Origin of the sequence: Tunturibacter gelidoferens (genome assembly GCF_040358255.1) — a bacterium.
Lineage (GTDB): Bacteria > Acidobacteriota > Terriglobia > Terriglobales > Acidobacteriaceae > Edaphobacter > Edaphobacter gelidiferens.
The window spans coordinates 971,186-989,185 of the sequence record NZ_CP132938.1 but is presented as its reverse complement, the minus strand read 5'-3'; the positions used below and the strand labels follow the sequence as shown (position 1 = coordinate 989,185).

At 59.8% G+C, this 18,000-nt stretch carries 16 protein-coding genes; 10 read left to right on the top strand and 6 right to left on the bottom strand.

Features of this window, described 5'->3' with window-relative positions; translation table 11 throughout:
* The first annotated feature begins 34 nt into the window (after window positions 1-34).
* Window positions 35-1,231 carry an alanine racemase gene (alr, locus tag RBB81_RS04585; RefSeq protein ID WP_353072869.1) on the top strand — a complete coding sequence of 399 codons (1,197 nt, stop codon included), beginning with the start codon at window positions 35-37 and terminating at the stop codon, window positions 1,229-1,231.
* Window positions 1,232-1,413: 182 nt separating this feature from the next.
* Here alr and RBB81_RS04580 read toward each other — a convergent pair whose 3' ends face one another.
* Window positions 1,414-2,232, bottom strand: coding sequence for an alpha/beta fold hydrolase (locus RBB81_RS04580; RefSeq protein WP_353072868.1), 819 nt, complete (start codon window positions 2,230-2,232; stop codon window positions 1,414-1,416).
* 127 nt (window positions 2,233-2,359) lie between these two features.
* Here RBB81_RS04580 and RBB81_RS04575 point away from each other — a divergent pair, with 127 nt between their 5' ends.
* The 3 genes from RBB81_RS04575 (at window position 2,360) to RBB81_RS04565 (ending at window position 4,259) form a co-directional block, all read left to right on the top strand.
* Window positions 2,360-2,572: a hypothetical protein gene (locus RBB81_RS04575; protein WP_179580605.1), complete on the top strand. Its 213-nt coding sequence runs from the start codon at window positions 2,360-2,362 to the stop codon at window positions 2,570-2,572.
* Window positions 2,572-3,660 carry a Gfo/Idh/MocA family oxidoreductase gene (locus tag RBB81_RS04570; RefSeq protein ID WP_353072867.1) on the top strand — a complete coding sequence of 363 codons (1,089 nt, stop codon included), beginning with the start codon at window positions 2,572-2,574 and terminating at the stop codon, window positions 3,658-3,660. Before RBB81_RS04575 ends, RBB81_RS04570 begins: the two co-directional genes overlap by 1 nt.
* A gap of 113 nt (window positions 3,661-3,773) precedes the next feature.
* Window positions 3,774-4,259 (top strand): hypothetical protein, encoded by a 486-nt coding sequence (locus tag RBB81_RS04565; protein WP_353072866.1) that lies wholly within the window; start codon window positions 3,774-3,776, stop codon window positions 4,257-4,259.
* Between the two features lie 266 nt (window positions 4,260-4,525).
* Here the strand turns inward: RBB81_RS04565 and RBB81_RS04560 are convergent, their stop codons facing one another.
* Together RBB81_RS04560 and mltG are read right to left on the bottom strand one after the other, a co-directional pair.
* On the bottom strand, window positions 4,526-5,410 hold the full coding sequence (locus RBB81_RS04560; protein WP_221272896.1) for a LolA family protein: 885 nt from the start codon (window positions 5,408-5,410) through the stop codon (window positions 4,526-4,528).
* A gap of 146 nt (window positions 5,411-5,556) precedes the next feature.
* Window positions 5,557-6,564, bottom strand: a complete 1,008-nt coding sequence (mltG, locus tag RBB81_RS04555) for an endolytic transglycosylase MltG (RefSeq protein WP_353072865.1) — start codon at window positions 6,562-6,564, stop codon at window positions 5,557-5,559.
* Window positions 6,565-7,012: 448 nt separating this feature from the next.
* On the opposite strand from mltG, the gene RBB81_RS04550 reads away from it, so the two are divergent.
* A complete protein-coding gene (locus RBB81_RS04550; RefSeq protein WP_179583213.1) occupies window positions 7,013-7,492 on the top strand; it encodes a GreA/GreB family elongation factor in 480 nt (159 codons plus the stop codon).
* 89 nt (window positions 7,493-7,581) lie between these two features.
* Complete coding sequence (locus RBB81_RS04545; protein ID WP_179580596.1) at window positions 7,582-8,220, top strand: CDP-alcohol phosphatidyltransferase family protein; 639 nt, start codon at window positions 7,582-7,584, stop codon at window positions 8,218-8,220.
* A gap of 226 nt (window positions 8,221-8,446) precedes the next feature.
* Here the strand turns inward: RBB81_RS04545 and poxB are convergent, their stop codons facing one another.
* Both poxB and RBB81_RS04535 read right to left on the bottom strand, forming a co-directional pair.
* Entirely contained in the window at window positions 8,447-10,183 is a 1,737-nt protein-coding gene (poxB, locus tag RBB81_RS04540) for a ubiquinone-dependent pyruvate dehydrogenase (protein ID WP_353072864.1), read from the bottom strand.
* Entirely contained in the window at window positions 10,164-10,445 is a 282-nt protein-coding gene (locus RBB81_RS04535; RefSeq protein ID WP_179580592.1) for a KTSC domain-containing protein, read from the bottom strand. Before RBB81_RS04535 ends, poxB begins: the two co-directional genes overlap by 20 nt.
* Window positions 10,446-10,477: 32 nt before the next feature.
* Here RBB81_RS04535 and RBB81_RS04530 point away from each other — a divergent pair, with 32 nt between their 5' ends.
* From RBB81_RS04530 to RBB81_RS04520, 3 genes are all read left to right on the top strand, one after another.
* Entirely contained in the window at window positions 10,478-11,398 is a 921-nt protein-coding gene (locus RBB81_RS04530; RefSeq protein ID WP_353072863.1) for an isoaspartyl peptidase/L-asparaginase, read from the top strand.
* 74 nt (window positions 11,399-11,472) lie between these two features.
* A complete protein-coding gene (locus tag RBB81_RS04525) occupies window positions 11,473-12,171 on the top strand; it encodes an endonuclease III domain-containing protein (RefSeq protein WP_353072862.1) in 699 nt (232 codons plus the stop codon).
* Window positions 12,172-12,424: 253 nt separating this feature from the next.
* Complete coding sequence (locus RBB81_RS04520) at window positions 12,425-16,123, top strand: TonB-dependent receptor (RefSeq protein WP_353072861.1); 3,699 nt, start codon at window positions 12,425-12,427, stop codon at window positions 16,121-16,123.
* 26 nt (window positions 16,124-16,149) lie between these two features.
* Here RBB81_RS04520 and RBB81_RS04515 read toward each other — a convergent pair whose 3' ends face one another.
* Complete coding sequence (locus tag RBB81_RS04515) at window positions 16,150-16,746, bottom strand: hypothetical protein (RefSeq protein ID WP_353072860.1); 597 nt, start codon at window positions 16,744-16,746, stop codon at window positions 16,150-16,152.
* 93 nt (window positions 16,747-16,839) lie between these two features.
* Between RBB81_RS04515 and RBB81_RS04510 the strand changes: the two genes are divergently transcribed.
* Window positions 16,840-17,943, top strand: a complete 1,104-nt coding sequence (locus RBB81_RS04510; protein ID WP_353072859.1) for a nucleoside hydrolase — start codon at window positions 16,840-16,842, stop codon at window positions 17,941-17,943.
* Window positions 17,944-18,000: the final 57 nt, after the last annotated feature.

Genomic DNA, 18,000 nt, shown 5'->3' with positions numbered 1-18,000 from the left:
CTGCTGGAGCGGGCGGCGACGGTAGGATAGGGATGTGAAGAACTGGGTGGAGGTTTCGGAGCAGCGGCTGGCGGGAAACTACAAGCTGCTGCAAGAGGCGGCGGGTGCGGAGACAGCGGTGCTGGCGGTGGTGAAGGCCAATGCGTATGGGCATGGAGCGGCGGTGTGTGCGCCGGTGCTGGCTCGGGCGGGCGCGGAGTGGCTGGGGGTGACAGATGTTGTGGAGGGTGCGGCGGTGCGGGAGGCGCTGGCTGGGGCCGGGATTGCGCGGGAAGAGCAGCCGGAGGTTCTGGTGATGTCGGGGTTGCTGCGCGAGGATGCGGGGGATGTGATTCGGCATGGGCTGACGCCGGTGGTTTGGCTAAGGGAGCAGATGGAGTGGCTGGTGGAGGCTGCCGGGCAGAGTGGCGGAGTGGTGATGCCGGTTCATGTGGAGATCGATACGGGGATGGCTCGGCAGGGGGTGGCGCCGGGGGAGGAGCTGGAGGCGCTGCTGGGATGGGTGAAGGGGCAGACTGCGTTACGGGTGGATGGGGTGATGACGCACTTTGCGTCGTCGGAGGTGGCGGGGTCGGCGCAGACGTTGGCGCAGAGGAAGAGATTTGATGAGGCGATGGATGCGGTCGCGGCGGCGGGAGTGCGACCGGCTTGGGTGCATGCGGGGAACTCTTCGACGCTGGATAACCAGGGGGCTGAGGGGAATGTTCCGTGGCTGCGGGGACTGGCGGCTGGGGTTGGGGCAAAGTCTATGGTGCGGACCGGGATTGCGCTTTATGGGTACTGTCTGCCGATTGAGGGTGGGGGTTTGAACACTGTGCGGCGGGAGCTGCAGCCGGTGATGACGTGGAAGACGCGAGTGATTGGGGTGCGCGAGGTGGAGGCGGGAGAGACGGTTGGGTATAACGGGATCTTTGTGGCGGAGCGAGCGATGCGGCTGGCGCTGCTGCCGGTTGGATATGCGGATGGACTGCGACGGGAGCTTTCGGCGTCAAACGCGCGGCTGGGGGGGTGGGCGATGGTGCGGGGGCAGAGGGCGGCGATTGTGGGGCGGGTGTCGATGAACCTTACCGTTGTGGATGTGAGCGGGATCGCAGATGTTGCGGTGGGGGATGAGGTGGTGGTGCTGGGGGACGGGGTGACGGCGGACGATCATGCGCGGCTGGCGGGGACGATCGCTTATGAGATTGTGTGTGCGGTGCAGACGGCGCATCGGTGTGGGATTGCCGGTTAGGGAAGTGCGCCCTGCGCGGGCGGCGGTCACTTCGTGACTTGTATACCGCTTCGCTTGGTCCTCCCGTTGGTCGCGAGGGAAGATGATTTCCGACCAACGGGAGGACCACGCGAAGCTCCAGAGAGGCGTGTGAACGCCCGCTCCACGCGCAGTGGGCCCGTCCGGCAGGACAGAGCTTCGATCTAACGCTGGGGTTGGCGTTCGCTGAGGAAGGCGAGCAGGGCGGCGTTGAACTGCTGCGGGCGCTGCAGCGGGGCGAAGTGGCTTACTTCTTTCAGGAAGAGGAGCTTTGCGTCTGGGATGTTTTGAGCGAGGTACTGGGCGTGTTCATCCCGGATGAACTCGTCGTGTTCGGCCTGGACGATCAGGACTGGCACGCCGATCTGGGATAGATCGTGCGTGGAGTAGTTGGGTTGGGACTTCATCATGATGCCAACGGCCTCGGCAAACTCGTGGAACTGATCGGGTGTGGCGGAGAGCTGGGCGTAGTCCTGCAAGTGGCGGGAGAGACAACGGGAGAGCAGGGAGTTGTGTTGGTTAATTTGCTTCAGGCCGCTGGGGTCCATGTTGCAGCCGAAGAAAAATGCGCCGGCGACGCGGGTGGGGGCTTGCGCGGCGACGATGAGAGCGGTGCAGGCGCCGTCGCTCCAGCCGACGAGGGACGCTTGTTTGAGATGCAGGGTGTCCATGACGGCGAGGACGTCGGAGGCCATGAGCTCGTAGGTGTAGGGGCGGGTGTTGCGTGTGCTGCGGCCGTGGCCTCGGCTGTCGATGAGGATGACGCGGTGGCCGGCTTCGAGGAGCGCGGGGACCTGATAGCCCCAGTTGCCGCTGTGGCCGAGGCCTCCGTGGAGCAGGATGACAGGCGAGCCGGAGCCGTAGGTCGCGTACCAGATGCGGGCTCCCTCGTGTTCGACGTGGCCGTGGTGTTCGAGCGGCGGGAGTGGGACGCCTTCGGCTTCGAACTTGGTCAGCTGGTCGTCATGGTCCTCTAACTTCATTTCCAAGTGCACCTCCATTGGTAGACGTTGCAGGAGAAGTCTATCGTTGTGGTGAAGCGGCACTCATTTGCGTGCATGGCATGTGGGCCGTTAACATCAGGCTAAGAGAAACGAGAGGAACCACTTCATGGAATCCATCAGCACAGCGCGCCGTACCGAAGATATCGCGCTTGACCTACTTAAGTTTGTTGCATCGCAGGCGAATGTTGGAAGCAAATCGGCGGGATCAACTGGTTTTGGTCTGCCTACCTCGTCGAAGAGTGAGGAACAGGTTACGCATCTGCTTGAGCTGTATGCCCGCTGCCGCGAGGCGGTTGAGGCTCCGGTCGAAAAGAAGTAGTGGCACAGGAAGGTGTAGCACGGACGCAGGCTCTGCGGGTCGCGGTGGTTGGGGCGGGGGCGTTTGGGCGGAATCATCTGCGGGTGCTGCGGGAGCTACAGCACGCTGGGCAGGCGGTTGAGCTTGTGGCCGTGGTGGATCGGGATTCGGCGGCTCTGGCTGCGGCTTCAGAGAAGTTTGAAGTACCGGGCTATGAGACGATTGAGGCTTGCCTGGCTGCGGTTGGGCGGCTTGATGCTGCGTCGGTTTGCGTGCCGACGGTGCATCATGCGAGTGCGGCGGCGCCGCTGTTGTCGGCTGGGGTGGATCTGCTGATTGAGAAGCCGCTGGCGGCTAATCTTGCCGATGCGGATCTGATTCTGGAGCTGGCTCGGAAGCATGGGCGCGTGGTGCAGGTGGGGCACCTGGAGAGATTTAATCCCGCGGTGACTGCCGCGCGGGAACATCTGCATAAGCCGATGTTCTTTGAGGCGCACCGTCTGAGTATCTTTACGCCGCGTTCGCTGGATGTGGATGTTGTTCTGGATCTGATGATCCACGATCTGGATATTGTGCTGAGCCTGGTGGCTTCGCCGGTGCGCGAGGTGCGCGCGGTGGGGTTGCCGGTGCTGTCGCGCAAGGTGGATATTGCGAATGTGCGGGTGGAGTTCGAGAATGGCTGCATTGCGAACTTTACGGCGAGCCGGGTGAGTACGGAGCGGGTGAGGAAGCTGCGATTTTTTCAGCCGCATCAGTATCTCTCGCTGGATTTTGCGCGGCAGGATCTGTTGATGATCGATGTGACGGCGGCTGCGGGGATGGATCCGGCGGTGCTGGCTGCGATGGCGGAGAAGGCGCAACAGGCGGGGGCGCAGCCGGGATCGCTTTTGGGCGGACATCCTTCGGCGGGGCTGTCTCTGAAGAAGGTGTCGGTGGAGCTGGGCGAGCCGCTGCGGCTGGAGATTGAGGCGTTTCTGCAGGCGGTACGCACGCGCACGCGACCGTTGGTCTCGGGCGAGGATGGGCATGCAGCGCTTGCTTTGGCGCTCGAGATCAATGAGGCGATTGCGGGGCATGCAGCGCGGGCGGGGTTGCAAGACTACCTGTGACGGCTGAATTTCCCTTAATGGAAAGGGCGTAGATCGTTCGCTGAGTTTGGTGGATGCGGCTTCCGGAGTGCGGTATGTTTGGGAGAGGGAGCCTGCGGTTTGATTCTTTGCTTATGAGATCTTCTCGCGTTGTGACGTTTGCGTTATGGGTGGGGCGGGTTGCGCTGGCGGTGACGCTGCTTTCGGCCGTGGCGGATAGATTTGGGTTGTGGGGGCCGTATGGATCGCCGCGGGCTTCGTGGGGCGACTGGGCTCACTTCGTGGCTTACTGCGGCGTTGTGAACAGCTTCGCGCCGAAGGCGTTGATTCCTGCGCTGGCGTGGATTGCTACAGGGTTTGAGATTGTGTTTGGAGCGGGGCTGTTGATTGGGTACAAGCTGGAGTATGTCGCTTATGGATCGGCTGGGTTGTTTGCGCTGTTCGCGTTGGCGATGACGTGGAGCGTGGGGATCAAGCAGCCGCTGAGCTACTCGGTGTTTGCGGACGCGGGTGGTGCTCTGCTGCTGGGGGCGCTAGTTTCGGTCGTCAAGCGCGAGGGGCGGTCGGAGCGCGGCTCGTATGGGGTGGCTGATGCCGGGGCGCGGTGGGTGGAGGACTAGAGCTTCAAACGTACTCTTGAGCTGACGAGAAAAAGCAGATTCCTCCGCTCCGCTGCGCTCCGGTCGGAATGACATCTTCTCTGGTATTTCGATCGTAATGAACCAGCAAAAGCGCAATATGCCGATACATGCCAGTGGGGGAGGGTGATGACGACTTCGCCGAAGCCGAGCTTTTGCGACACTGAGCGGGCTGCAGAATGACAACAAAAGAGCCGGCTAGCGGAACCGTTACTGAACAATGTTAGTGGCGGCGGCCGAGGTGCAGGCTAGTCCATTTTCTTGATGGGGACGTTGTCGGGGATCTTGAGTTCGAACTGATCGTCTTCGAGTTTTTGATTGAGGGTGAGCTTGGTGAGGGTGAGGGTCAGGGTGTACTGATCCTGGGGACGCCTGATCTCGATCTTCATGGGGAAGGGGGTGTCGCCGAACTTCTGGTAGTTGCTGTAGAAAGCGCGGGTGACGACGGTGCCGTCGGGTCCGTAGATGTCCTGCTGATAAGGGAGCAGGTTGGCGCGGCTGATGTGGATGACGCGAACGGTGTGGGCGGTCTGGCCCTTGGGCTGGGCGAGAAACTCGAGGTCGTAGTCGGGTTCCTCGATGAGGTCCTTGTTGTTTTTTTCGTTTGCTACGACCCGCGTGTCCTGGGTGAGGGAGACGACCTGATCGGGGCCGAGGCCGTGGATGAGGAGCGAGTCGAAAAAGACCGCGGGACGTAGATTTTCGAGGCCGTTACTGGACGGTTTGGTGACCTCGCTGGTGCCGGTCATGGCGAGATTTCGCCTGGGGACCCAGAACCTCCAGGTCTTGCCGTCGCTGACCATATCGAGGGCCACCGAACCGAGAAAGGGGACGCGGAGCAGGACGCGGAGGTCTTGCGGTTTTCTGAGGAAGATGTACCCGCTGAAGCTGGGATACTGGGTTTCTTTGCCCTGGCGGCCTCCGCCGGTGGTGGCGACGATCTCGACGCTCGCGTTCATGGTCTGAACGGCGCTGAAGCGGACGTCGACTTGTTTGAGGAGATCTTCCAGCTCGGCGTTGAGGATGACGTCGGCGGGGCGCGTCTTGGGGACGATGCGGGTATGGGTCAGGCAACCGGTCAGCGCCGGAGCCAGCCCAAGGATTGCCATCGCCGCCGCTTGTTTTATCCTCATGAGCACAAACTTCAAGTATATCTTTCCCGGCTCGGTTCCTCTGGTTCATGCCGCGACGCGGTTGTTTTCTACTGGTTCCGTAATACGAATTGGATGTCTGGAGGTTCCGATGCGCTTCTCAAACTTCTCAGCTAAAGCGCGGTTGGCTAAGGGGTAACTCCGGTTCCGGAGAGTTGATGTTTCTGCGCGAGACGGTAGGACTGGACCTGCTGGGCGTGCTCCTGCAGGGTGGCGGAGAAGCGTGTGTGTCCGGAGGCGTCGCTGACGAAGTAGAGGTAGTCGGTGCGGGCGGGGCGCATGGCGGCTCGGAGGGCGGCGATGCCGGGGTTGGCGATGGGTCCGGGGGGCAGGCCGGCGTGTTTGTAGGTGTTATAGGGCGATGGGGACTGCAGATCGGAGGCGTAAATGGTGCCGCGCCAGCGGTTGTCGAGCAGGGCTGCGTAGATGACGGATGGGTCGGTGGCGAGGGGGATGCCTTTGGCGAGGCGGTTGACAAAGACGCCGGCTACGAGGGGTCGCTCGGCGTCCTGGCGAACCTCTTTTTCGATGAGCGAGGCCATGATGACGGTCTGGGAGACGTCGTTGGTGAGGCCGAGCTGGGCGGATTCCTGGTGGAAGCGGCGCACCATGGCGGAGAGGATCTGGAGCGGTGTGGCGTGGCGGGAGAACTGATAGGTGTCGGGGAAGAGATAGCCTTCGAGAGAGACGGGGGGCGGTCCGTCGGCGGTGAAGGCGGCGATGAGCTCGGTGTGCTGGCGCTCGGCGGCGAGGAAGGTGTCGCGGGGGCCGAAGCCGGCTGCCTCGGCTGCCTGGGCGATGTCGAAGATGTTGTAGCCCTCGGGGATGGTGAAGGCGCGGGTGTAGACGTCGCCGTGGAGGATGCGCTGGTAGACGTCGGTCATGGGGAGCTGGCCGTCGAAGCGGTACTCGCCGGCTTTGAGGGTGCCTCCCGTCTTGAGACGCAGGAGATAGAAGGCGAGCCGGTTGCGGATGACGCCGCTGCGCTGGAGTTGGGCGGCGATGGTCTCGGTGCCGGTGCCGGGGGCGATGTCGACGAAGGTCTCGGTGGAGGGACCGTAGGGGAGGTAGATGACGCCAGCGACGACGGCCAGGGCGATGAGCAGAAGCAGAACGAGGATACCGAGAAACTTCAAGTGCGCGCTCCGTATTTTCTGGCGTGGGATGGTCAGCGTCAGGTTGCCGACGCGCTTCGGCCGTGTCGTCTGGCTCGTGCTCTCATTTTACGGCGGACTTTTACGGCTGAGCGGGGAGTGGGCCCGCAGCAGACTCAAGTTTGTGACTACCGATGAGAGATCGAAAACGGATCTTGAGCGGTTGACTACTCGTGCTCACCGGCCTCTGGGGATGGGGCACGCGGCGACATGCCGAAATTGGATGATCGAGCAGGTGGCGGCGTGTTGATTCTACAGTCGTTTTTTTGAGGCTCGGGGCGATGAGCAGGGGCGTTCCTGGAGGGTGGCAGAGGTGGAGGGAGTCGCCTGCGGATGGCTTTGCGGGTCCGCCATCGTATAATCGAGTTTTGATCAGAGAGCGTTGTCGCGCGAAGGGTTGCGCGCTCGCCAGTACTATCCGGAAGGCCCCATGCCAGAACAAGTAAAAAAGAGGCTTGCAGAAGAGATCAAGTTGCTGGAGCACGAACTAACCACCGAACTCCCTGCTGAGATCAAGAAGGCCGTCGCACTGGGCGACCTGAGTGAAAACGCCGAATACCATATGGCCAAACAGCGCCAGGTCTTCGTCAACGCCCGCCTGGGTCAGTTGAAGAAGCGGATGGGCGAGCTGGCCATGGTGAATCTCGTCAATATCCCCAATGACAAGGTCGGGTTCGGCTCGCGCGTGACGGTCTTCGACTCCAGCAAGGACGAGGAGATCAAGTATCAGCTGGTCACGAGTGAGGAGTCGGATGTGTCCAAGGGGTTGATCTCGACAACTTCCCCGATCGGTCGTGCGCTGCTGGGCAAACAGGTTGGCGAGTCTGCGACGGTGATTACACCGAACGGCAAGCGCGAACTTGAGATCCTCAAGCTACTGACCATTCACGACGCCCCCGAGGAAGAATAGACAAACGGCATCGCACGCGTGGTGTACGTGTGGCGATGTGATACCAAGAAAGCGGCAAAGACGGGGATCGTCCCCGGAGGATTAGTTTTTTGACCTGGACAAGCGCATTCGGCAAAGGCAGCGGCTGGCTGCTGCAGAAGATCGTGAACGGCCTAGCGCTGACCCGCATCTCGCCGAACGCACTGACGTTCATCGGTCTGGTGATCAACATCATCGCCGCGTGCTTCTTTGGATTTGCACGGCCGAATAATGCAAATCGGATGTTTGCCTATGCGGGGCTAATCATCATCGGTGCCGGCGTCTTCGATATGGTCGATGGGCGGGTGGCGCGGAAGACGAATCAGGTTTCGGTGTTCGGCGCGTTCTTCGATTCGGTGATGGACCGCTACTCGGATGTCGCGATCTTCTTTGGATTGCTGATCTATTACGCGCGCGGGAACCGCTTGTTTTATGTGGGACTGGTGGCGTTTGTGATGACGGCGTGTGTGATGGTGAGCTACACGCGCGCGCGGGCTGAGGCGCTGATCGGGACGTGCAAGGTGGGTTTCATGGAGCGGCCGGAGCGCATCGTGTGCGTGATTCTGGGTGCGCTGTGCAACCGGTGGGGCGTGATGGCTCCGGCGTTGTGGGTGCTGGCGCTGTTTGCGACGCTGACGGTGATTCACCGCATCCGCTACACCTATCTGGAGACGGAGCGCAGGAAGCTGCTGGAGACGCAGGCGAAATAGGCGACGCGGATTTGATCTCGACACTTTTTCTAGAGAGAAGCTGTGTCCTGCCGGACGGGCCTCCTGCGCGGAGGGCGGGCGTTCGCACGCCTTTTACTGCTTCGCGTGGTCCTCCCGTTGGTCGGAATCATCTTCCTTCGCGACCAACGGGAGCGCCAAGCGAAGCGGCATACAAGTCACGAAGTGACCGCCGCCCGCGCAGGGCGCACTTCTGTACTGACACACCCTAGGACAGGATTCGCTGGAGGACGTTGGTCTTTGCGAGGTCGATGATCTCGTCGCCGCGTCCGCTGAGAACGCTTCTTGCCATATAGAGGGAGAAGCCCTTCATCTGGTCGAGACTGATGTGTGGCGGCATGGAGAGCTCCTGTCGATTCACCATGACTTCGATCAGTGCAGGCCCCGGAGTTGCGAACGCTGTCCTTAGTGCGGACTCGAGGTTGTTGGGTTGATCGACGTGGACACCGTGTATGCCGATGGAGTTGGCTAGATCGGCGAAGCTGGGGTTGTCGAGATCGGTTGCATAGTTGACGATGCCGCCGGCCTTCATCTCTAGTTCGACGAAGGCGAGAGCGCCGTTGTTGAAGACGACCATCTTGATGGGAAGCTTGAGCTGGCGGAGGGTGAGGAGGTCGCCGAGCATCATGGCGAGGCCGCCGTCGCCGGAGAGCGTGACGACCTGACGGGTGGGGAAGGCTGACTGCGCGCCGATGGCTTGGGGGACGGCGCAGGCCATCGATCCATGGGAGAAGGAGCCGAGGAGGCGGCGGCGTCCGTTCATGGTGAGATAGCGAGCTGACCAGACGGTGGGAGTGCCTACATCGCAGGTGAAGATTGCGTCGTCGGCTGCCAGCCGATCGATGAGTTTCGCGACGTACTGCGGGTGGATGGGGGTCTTGTTTTCGTCCGGACCGGCCAACTCGTTCAGGCCTTCGCGAACCTTTTTGTAGTCTTCTATCTTTGCGTCGAGATGAGCGCGGTTGGTCTTTGTTGTGAGCAGAGGAAGGAGCGCGGAGAGCGTGTCTTTGATCGAGCCGACGAGGCCGAGATCGACCTTCGTGCGGCGGCCGATCTGGTTGCCGCGGAGGTCGATCTGGATGACCTTTGCGTGCCTGGGGAAGAACTGCGGATAGGGAAAGTCGGTTCCAAGCATCAGCAACACGTCGCAGTCTTCCATGGCGCGGTAGCCGGAGCTGAAGCCGATGAGGCCGGTCAGTCCGACGTCGTAGGGATTGTCGTACTCGATGTATTCTTTGCCACGGAGCGCGTGAACGATAGGGGATTTCAAGGCTTCTGCGGTGGCAATCAACTCTTTGTGCGCGCCCTTGCAACCCGCTCCGCCGAGGATGGTGATCTTTGTTCCCGCGTTGAGAATCTCAGCGGCATCGCGGAGCTCGTCGTCGTTGGGCCGGATGATGGGCTGCGCGCTTCGGATGGGAACGAGATTGTGTTCGGCGACGGCGTTGTGCAGGAGGACATCGCCGGGCAGCACGATGACGGAGACGCCGGATAGGTTGATCGCGGTGCGCATGGCGATCTCAAGCACGCGAGGCATCTGTTCGGGAACGCCGACCATCTCGCAGTAGTCGCTGCACTCTTTGAAGAGATTTTGAGGGTGGGTCTCCTGGAAGTAGTTGGTGCCGATCTCGGCGCTGGGGATGTGCGCGGCGATGGCGAGTACGGGTACGCGGTTGCGGTGGCAGTCAAAGAGGCCGTTGATGAGGTGGAGATTGCCGGGACCACAGCTTGCCGCGCAGACTGCGAGGGAGCCGGTGAGATGCGCGTCGGCGCCCGCGGCAAATGCGGCGACCTCTTCGTTGCGCACATGGACCCATTCCATGGTGCCGTCTCGTCGCAGTGCATCGGTAAATCCGTTGAGAGAGTCGCCCGGCAGGCCGTAGACCCTTTTTACGCCAGCGTTTCTCAGGCTTTCCACGATCAGGTCAGCGATTGTCTTTGCCATGGAGTTTCTCCAGAGTGCTCTGTTTGTGAATGTGCTGGTTGGTGACGGGTGTTTGGCGGTCTGCGACGCGTTCGTATTGATATTGCCTTGTTTTGAAGATTTCGTTGAGGTAGATGCCCTTGGACGGTGCAGCGCGAAAGGCCGCGAACTCCTCCGGCGGAACACCGAAGTACCGGTAGACACCCTGCTTCCCGCGATAGACGATGGTGAGGACTCGGGCTTCGTCGTTGTAGGACATGGCGGCGATGACACTGGAGGGCATTAGAGGGAAGACTCCCGTAGACTTGAGATGCGATGAGTGTGAAACCAGTTCTGTTAATTCATGGCGGTGCGTGGGCGATGCCCGACGACGCCATCGCCGCCCACGAAGATGGCATCGCGAACGCGCTTGCTGCCGGTTATGCCCTGCTGGAACAAGGCGCTGCTGCAGTGGATGCAGTGGAGGCCGCGGTTGTCGTCATGGAAGACGATGACACCTTCGACGCGGGGCGTGGGTCGTTTCTGACGCAGGATGGCCGGGTTCAGATGGATGCTCTGCTGATGAATGGCGAGAACCTACGCACCGGCGGCGTGGCCTGCGTGGAGCGGCTACGGAATCCGATACGGGCGGCGAGGCTGGTGCTGGATAAGTCGCCGCATGTGTACTTTGTCGGGACGGGAGCTGAGCGTTTTGCGCGGCAGCATGGCATGGCGCTTTGCGACAACATGGATCTGGTGGTGCCGCGGGAGCAGGAGAGGCTTTATAAGGCTCAGGCCGACGAGTTGGCGGGGTTGCCGGATGAGACCTTTTCTGGGAGTCTTGATTCGCACGATACGGTGGGCGCTGTGGCGCTTGATGTTCATGGAAATATTGCGGCTGGCACGAGTACGGGCGGCACGCTGAATAAGGCTCCCGGGCGTGTGGGGGATTCTTCGTTGATCGGGTGTGGCTGCTATGCGGATAATCTCTCGGCGGCGGTGTCGCTGACGGGTTGGGGCGAGCCGATTATGAAGCTGGTGCTGGGGAAGTGGGCCGTGGATCGTGTGGCGGCTGGAGCCAGCCCTGACGAGGCTGCGCACGAGGCTATCGATTATCTGTTCAGCCGGCTGGGTGGGCACGGCGGGATTATTTTGCTGGGGCCAGATGGCCGCGTGGGGATGGCCCACAATACGCCACGTATGGCCTGGGGACTGCAGACGCCTGCAGGGAGAGAGCTGGGCGTGATTCGCGACTAATCTCACTTTGATCGTATGCAAGTTGTGTCTTGTTCGGCTTAGGACGGGTCGCAGCGGCGAAGATAAAATCGAGGATGATGCTGGCCGCGCCATTGTTTACCGATACTCGTTTGGAGGAGATTCATCGCCGACTGCTGGCGTATTATGGTCGACCGCCGGAGCGGGATGTGTGGGATCCGCTGAAGCAGTTCATTTACTCGATGCTGTCTTCGCGTACGAAGACAGAGATCTCGCTAGAGGTCATTGGTTATCTCGAAGAGCGCTTCGGAAGCTGGGAGAATCTTCGCGATGCCTCGGTTCCGGAGATCGAAGATGCAATTCGGGCGGTGACGTTTCCTGAACCGAAGGCGATCAATCTGAAGGCTGCGTTGGAGCAGATTACGCAGCGCTGCGGATCGCTCTCGCTGAATTTCCTCAAGGGGTATCGCACCGACAAGATTCGCTTGTGGCTGGAGCGCTTTGACGGCGTAGGTGTGAAGACCAGCGCGGCGGTAGTGAACTTCAGTACGTTGCGGCGCCGGGCAATGTGCGTCGATAGCCATCATCTTCGGGTGACACAGCGGCTTGGGTTTGTCGGCAAGAGTGCAGATGCACGGGAGACGGAGAGCCGGCTGATGGAGATGGCTCCTGCGGAGTGGTCGCCGGAGATGCTGGACGAGCACCACACTCTGATCAAGGTTCACGGTCAGCAGGTTTGTACGAAGAATCATCCGAAGTGCCACGCTTGTCCGATGCTTGATGTCTGTCCTGCCGGCGCAGGTGGCTTGAGCTGATCGAAGCCAGTCGGAGTTAAGATGTGTCGGATATGCCTGCGTGGGAGCGAGGGTAGTGCGGGTTGGGCAAAGCTCTCAAAACAGAGGTATTGGGGGGCCGAATTTCAGAGGGGATTGCACAGGTAACCCCACTGTCCCCGGTTTCCTCTTGCGTACTGAATGATCATTCATGTAGAACATCGCGTCGTTAAAGTTGTCGGTCGGGCCGTCGCCAACGGAGTTGGGCCGGCTGACACAATGGGGAGCAACACGCATGTTCAATTTCAATTCGCGGCTTTTTTGTTTCAACGCTCTGGCCGCTGTTCTTCTTCTGGTGTGCTTTTCCTCCACCGTTCTGCAGGCTCAGAACATCTCCACGGCGCAGCTCAATGGTACTGTTCACGACCAGACCGGGGCTGTCATTCCCAACGCCGCCGTGACCATTTTGGATGAATCGAAGGGCTTCTCCCGTTCGACGACTACGGATGCGCAAGGCAACTATCGTCTGCTGCTGCTGCCGCCAGGTACGTACACCGTGAAGGCGACGGCGACAGGGTTCAACACGTATGTCAGCAAGAATGTGATTCTGACGACTGGCGAACAGGCCGAGCTTCCGCTCTCTCTTTCAGTAGGTACGACTCAGATTGTTACGGTTAGTTCAGGCGCCGACATCGTCGAGACACAGCGAAGCTCCCAGTCCACGACGGTCGACCAGCTTCGTATCGACAACCTGCCGACGAACGGGCGCAACTACATCAACTTCACTCTGACCAACTCGCAGATTGCGCGCGACGCTGCGCCTTCAATCGGTGCGATCCCTACCTCGGGGCTAAACTTTGGCGGGGTTCGGGCGCGGTCGAACTCGATCAATGTGGACGGCGCCGATGCTGGGGACTATATCTCTGGCGGCACTCGGACGACGGTATCGCAGGATGCGGTGCAGGAGTTTCAGATCATTACGAATGGCTTTGCGGCGGAGTACGGCAGGGCGTCGGGCGGCGTGGTTAATATTGTGACTAAATCAGGCACAAATAAGACCCATGCGAGCGCCTTCGGGTTCCTGCGTAATCGCTATATTCAGGCGACGAACCCATTTTCGACCGTGGACCAGCCAGCGTATACGCGGGTTCAGGCGGGTTTCACCCTCGGCGGAGCGATCATACCGGACAGGACGTTTTACTTTTTCTCAACCGAGATTACGCGACGGCAGGAGACGGGCTTTTCGGATATCGGCTCGAACAACTTTGGGCTTACAAGCATCGATGTGAGCCGGTTCTATGGGGTTCCGGGCGGTGCGCTTACGATTCAGGGTACGCCGGAGCAGCAGGCGTTTCTGCAGAATGCAGCCGTTCCACCGAACACACCGGGAATTCAGCAATATATCGCTCTGGTCGGGTCGGGATCTTCGCTGGCAACGACCGGTCAGAATCCTGCATTTCTGCAGTCGGCGATCGGCCCGAAGAACTTCGCGACTTCGGGCCAGGCAACACCAGCTTCGTTTACACCGCTCAACAATCTGATCGGGAACTTTCCGGTGACGGAGAAGACGGAGATTTATTCTCTGCGGATCGATCACAAGCTGACGAGCAATCAGCAGCTTGTTCTGCATGGTAGCGCGAGCCCTAGCTACATCACGGGAATACAAGAGAGTGCCGCAAACCAGAACCTTGGCGAGAATTCTTTCTCCCGCACGGCGACCCAGAGTCTGCACGACTTTGCGATCGCGGCGCAGTATACGGTTATTATCGGCGACAACAAGGTGAACGATCTGCGTTTCCAGTATGCGCGCCACCCCGTGCTATTCGCCAACACGAACTCACCCGGCGGAGGCAGTACAGCGGTGAATATCCCTGGGTATGCGTACTTTGGCAAGACTCCCTTTTCGATTGTGAATCGCATTGAGAATCAGAACCAGCTGCAGGACAACTTTACTTACACTCGAGGTGCTCACACGTTCAAGGCGGGTATCGATCTTCGGTATATCCCGATAAATCTTCTGCAGGGGCAGCTCTATGGCGGTGGCGACTATACCTTTGCCGGTTTGAATGCGACCGATGTTTCGCCTTTGCTAGCGGGCTTGCCGGGGTTCTCGGCTATTCAGGCCTATGGGCTTGGGATTCCGCAGTCCTTCGCGCAGGGCATCGGACAGACGACGTACAAGTATGACCTGAAGACGCTTGGTGCTTTTCTGCAGGATAGTTGGCGCGCCACCAGCAGAATGACGTTGAACCTCGGGGTTCGGTATGACATTGAGGCTTTCCCGACGCAGCTTGCTTTGAACAGCAATACGAATCAAGCCGAGAGAATCTATGGGATTCGCGAAGGCATTCGACTGCAGCCTCTGAACTTTGCTCCCAGAATAGGGATTGCCTATGATCTGCGGGGAGATGCGAAGACGGTAATTCGCGCTAACTACGGGCTGTTCTATGATCGCGCCCCTGGAAATCTTGAATCGCAATCGACGAGCTTCAATTCGACGAAGGTTCCGCTCGTCATTCTCGGGGGTGGAGCTCCTTGCAGCATAGCGAGTCCAAATGCTGCGGCAAGTCCGCTGAATTTGAACGCCACCAATGCGTTTCAGGGATCGCTGGGGAACCCGAACTGCCTTGGCGCGAGCGCGGCCGGGGTGAACTATCTTGCAAGCCAACAGCGGTTCGATCCTAACAACTCGAACTCCGTCTTCGTCAACCAGAACTTTCTGGCGACTGGATTCCCTTTGGCGATTCTTCCTTCTGGCTTGCCTGCAGATTTGTTCTACAAGACGCCTTATGTGCAGCAGATGTCGTTTGGAGTTGAGCAGGATCTGGGTCACGATACTTCGTTGAACGTCGCGTTTACTTCGACTGGGGGCCGGCATCTGAACCGTCCGATCAACGTGAATCCTGTGAATCCGCAGTTGCTGACAGCCAACTGGCGCAATGCGGTGAACGCGGTGAAGGCGGGAACGGCAGCACCTGGAACGGCCAGTCCGACCTCGAATCCGTTGACTGTCGGGACGGCGGCTGGGGTCAATCCCTGTGGAGCGGGCCCTACAGGTCCCTTTGTTACGCCAGCGCTGCTGAACTTCTTTCGCCCATCCGGGCTGAATACTTCGCTTGCGACGTTCCTCGCGAATCCGAATGTGGGCGGTGGGCAGTGCGTTGCCTTGGCGAGTGAGATCGCTGCGGCGGATGGACTAGGCGTCGGCATTCCTGTTCCGTTCGGCGATATGTCGCCCAATCTGACGACCGGAAGCTCGAGCTATAACGCTCTGAGCGTGAATTTGAGGAAGCGCCTTTCGACGAACTATGAGTTTCTGGTCAGCTACACCTGGTCCCACGCGATCGACGACTCTACTGATGTGGTTTCGACGTCAGATGCACCTCAGAGCAACTTCGCGCCGAATGCGGAACGCAGCACTTCGACGTTTGACCAACGCCATCGCTTTGTACTCTCGGGCGTGTACAATACGGGTCATCTTGGAGGTTCGGGATTTGTTCCTGTGGTTTTCTCCGGCGTGACGGTGGCGCCGATCTTTGAGGTCTCCTCGGGGAGGCCGTTCAACATCCTGACGGGAACGGACACGAACTTTGACTTCGATCCGCTGACAGATCGGCCGAACGCGGTCGCTCGTGACAGCGCACCCACCAGCTGCGGCACGGCTCCGGTGCTCTCCAAGTACTCTCCGACTGGGGCGTTCAATCTGCCGTGCTACGCGGATGCGCCGCCAGATGCAGGGCCTGCGAGCAGCTATTACGCCGGCAATCTTGGCCGCAACGTTGGGGTGAAACCGTATAACGTGTTTACGGATCTTCGACTAGCGAAGGCGTTCATGTTCCCGCACGAGATTGCGCTGCAGGTGTCGATGGATGTCTTCAACATCATTAACAAAAACAATACTTTGGATGTGAACCTGCTTTATACCGCGGCCGGTACGCCGACTGCAGCATCCGATCCACGTCAGTTTCAGTTTGGAGCCCGTCTTTCGTTCTAGCTGATGAGCCATGCTGAAATTTCGGATTAGTTCACCTTCAGGTTTGCGTCGGCGTCCATTACGAGCGACTCGCCTTCGACCAGCAGGGAGTGGAGCTTCAGCGAGTCGAGTGAGAGGGCGTAGCCGGTGGTTTCGGTCGAGCCGCTGAGGAGCTGACGCATCAGCACGGCGGCGTTGACCTTCATCTGTGCGGGGACCTTGTGGCTCAGAAAGGGTGCGAGGATGAAGTTCAGCTCCCTGGATTCGCTGAGCTTTTCGATCCGCGCGTCGCGAAATCCAATGCTCTCTTCTTCTGCTTCGGGGATTAGCGAGACGTCGGTGTCGGTAGTGAGCGAGACACCGAGGCAGGCGCCACGGACAGAGGTGCCAAGCTTCGATTTGGCATGAACATGGACGACGATGCGGTCCTGGACGAAGGTGACGTGGGGTGATTCGGCGTAGACATAACAGGGCGAGGCGGCATCGCCACGGATGTAGTAGCGGCCTTGTGGACCGTTGAACAGCTGTGCTCGCAGGGTGCGCTCCAAGGCCTGCGCGGAGACCTTCACCTCGATCGCCGAGGCAGGGTGAGGCGCAGAGAAAAGAAGAGCAAAGAGGAGCAGGCAGAGCGGAATTCGGCGCATGTTGTTTAAAGCATAACGGCAGTTGCGATGGAGAGCTTGTTCGTTATCTTTGCGACCCCCATCTGTCGGGATGGCTGGTAATCTGTGCTGATCATGAGTCGAAGATCTTCTCTATTCCTCGTCACGGTTTTTTTCGCTGCGATCTCGCAGCTTTCAAACGCTCAGGCCAGGCGCATGGTCTTGATCGACCAGGACGGTTCCGGCCCTGGCGGCTCCAACCAGATGGCAATGATGGTGCTGCTGCAGTCCCCGCAGGCTGAGGTGCTGGGCATCACCATGGTGAGCGGGAACGCGTGGGAGCCGGAGGAGGTGCAGCATACTCTGCGTATGCTCGAACTGGTTCATCGGCCGGATGTTCCCGTTGTGCCGGGCGCGATCTTTCCGCTGGTCAGGACCGAGGAAGAGTCGAAGGTTCAGCAGCAACTCTATGGGACTTTTCCCTGGTATGGGGCGTGGGGCGACCTTGCTGCGACGACGAGCCGGCAACCTTATCATGGGCCGTACGTCGTGCCGAAGTTGGCTGAGGGCGAGCCTGCGCTGAAGCCCCTGGCGGAGGACGCTGCGCACTTCCTTGTTCGTCAGGTCCATGCGCATCCGCATCAGGTTACGATCTACGCCGCCGGCCCGCTCACCAACATTGCGCTCGCGATCACGATTGACCCGCACTTCGCCGAACTTACGCAGGGCATCGTGATCATGGGTGGCAGTCTGAGTCCGCAGACGGGCGATCCTGAGTTTGCTAACAATCCTCGACACGAGTTCAACTTCTGGTTCGATCCCGAGGCCGCGCACATTACGCTTCGCGCCCACTGGCCGCGCATCGACCTGACGACGGTCGACATCTCCATCAAGACAGGCTTCACCAAGGAGATGCTGGGCGAGATTGCTCGTTCGCCTAACCCCGGAGCGAAGTATCTGGCCGCTTACACGGGCGAGTTTTACTACCTATGGGACGAGCTTGCGGCCGCTGCGTGGCTGGATCCAGCGATCATCACTAAAGAGGAAAAGCTGTACGTTGATGTGGACCTGACTCGGGGACCGTTTTATGGAGACACGCTTTCGTGGACTTCGGCCAACAAGCCTCAACTCGATCTGCAGCTGGTTCATGTACAGACAGACCTCGATTTGCCGCGATTCAACAAGCTCTTCGTCGAACTGATGAAGGGGCCGCCTCAGCCTGGCTCTCCAGTGAATTAACCATAGGCGCTTCGGCGTTAACCAGTGACGGAGTCTGTATCCTGTAAGGAGAGACTC

What these genes read in the sequence shown, in the direction of transcription:
- RBB81_RS04580 (WP_353072868.1), bottom strand. Translation starts at nt 2,232, where the DNA reads ATGAAGTTAGAGGACCATGACGACCAGCTGACCAAGTTCGAAGCCGAA.
- RBB81_RS04575 (WP_179580605.1), top strand. Translation starts at nt 2,360, where the DNA reads ATGGAATCCATCAGCACAGCGCGCCGTACCGAAGATATCGCGCTTGAC.
- RBB81_RS04565 (WP_353072866.1), top strand. Translation starts at nt 3,774, where the DNA reads ATGAGATCTTCTCGCGTTGTGACGTTTGCGTTATGGGTGGGGCGGGTT.
- RBB81_RS04560 (WP_221272896.1), bottom strand. Translation starts at nt 5,410, where the DNA reads ATGAGGATAAAACAAGCGGCGGCGATGGCAATCCTTGGGCTGGCTCCG.
- RBB81_RS04550 (WP_179583213.1), top strand. Translation starts at nt 7,013, where the DNA reads ATGCCAGAACAAGTAAAAAAGAGGCTTGCAGAAGAGATCAAGTTGCTG.
- poxB (WP_353072864.1), bottom strand. Translation starts at nt 10,183, where the DNA reads ATGGCAAAGACAATCGCTGACCTGATCGTGGAAAGCCTGAGAAACGCT.
- RBB81_RS04535 (WP_179580592.1), bottom strand. Translation starts at nt 10,445, where the DNA reads ATGCCCTCCAGTGTCATCGCCGCCATGTCCTACAACGACGAAGCCCGA.
- RBB81_RS04530 (WP_353072863.1), top strand. Translation starts at nt 10,478, where the DNA reads ATGAGTGTGAAACCAGTTCTGTTAATTCATGGCGGTGCGTGGGCGATG.
- RBB81_RS04525 (WP_353072862.1), top strand. Translation starts at nt 11,473, where the DNA reads ATGATGCTGGCCGCGCCATTGTTTACCGATACTCGTTTGGAGGAGATT.
- RBB81_RS04520 (WP_353072861.1), top strand. Translation starts at nt 12,425, where the DNA reads ATGTTCAATTTCAATTCGCGGCTTTTTTGTTTCAACGCTCTGGCCGCT.
- RBB81_RS04515 (WP_353072860.1), bottom strand. Translation starts at nt 16,746, where the DNA reads ATGCGCCGAATTCCGCTCTGCCTGCTCCTCTTTGCTCTTCTTTTCTCT.
- RBB81_RS04510 (WP_353072859.1), top strand. Translation starts at nt 16,840, where the DNA reads ATGAGTCGAAGATCTTCTCTATTCCTCGTCACGGTTTTTTTCGCTGCG.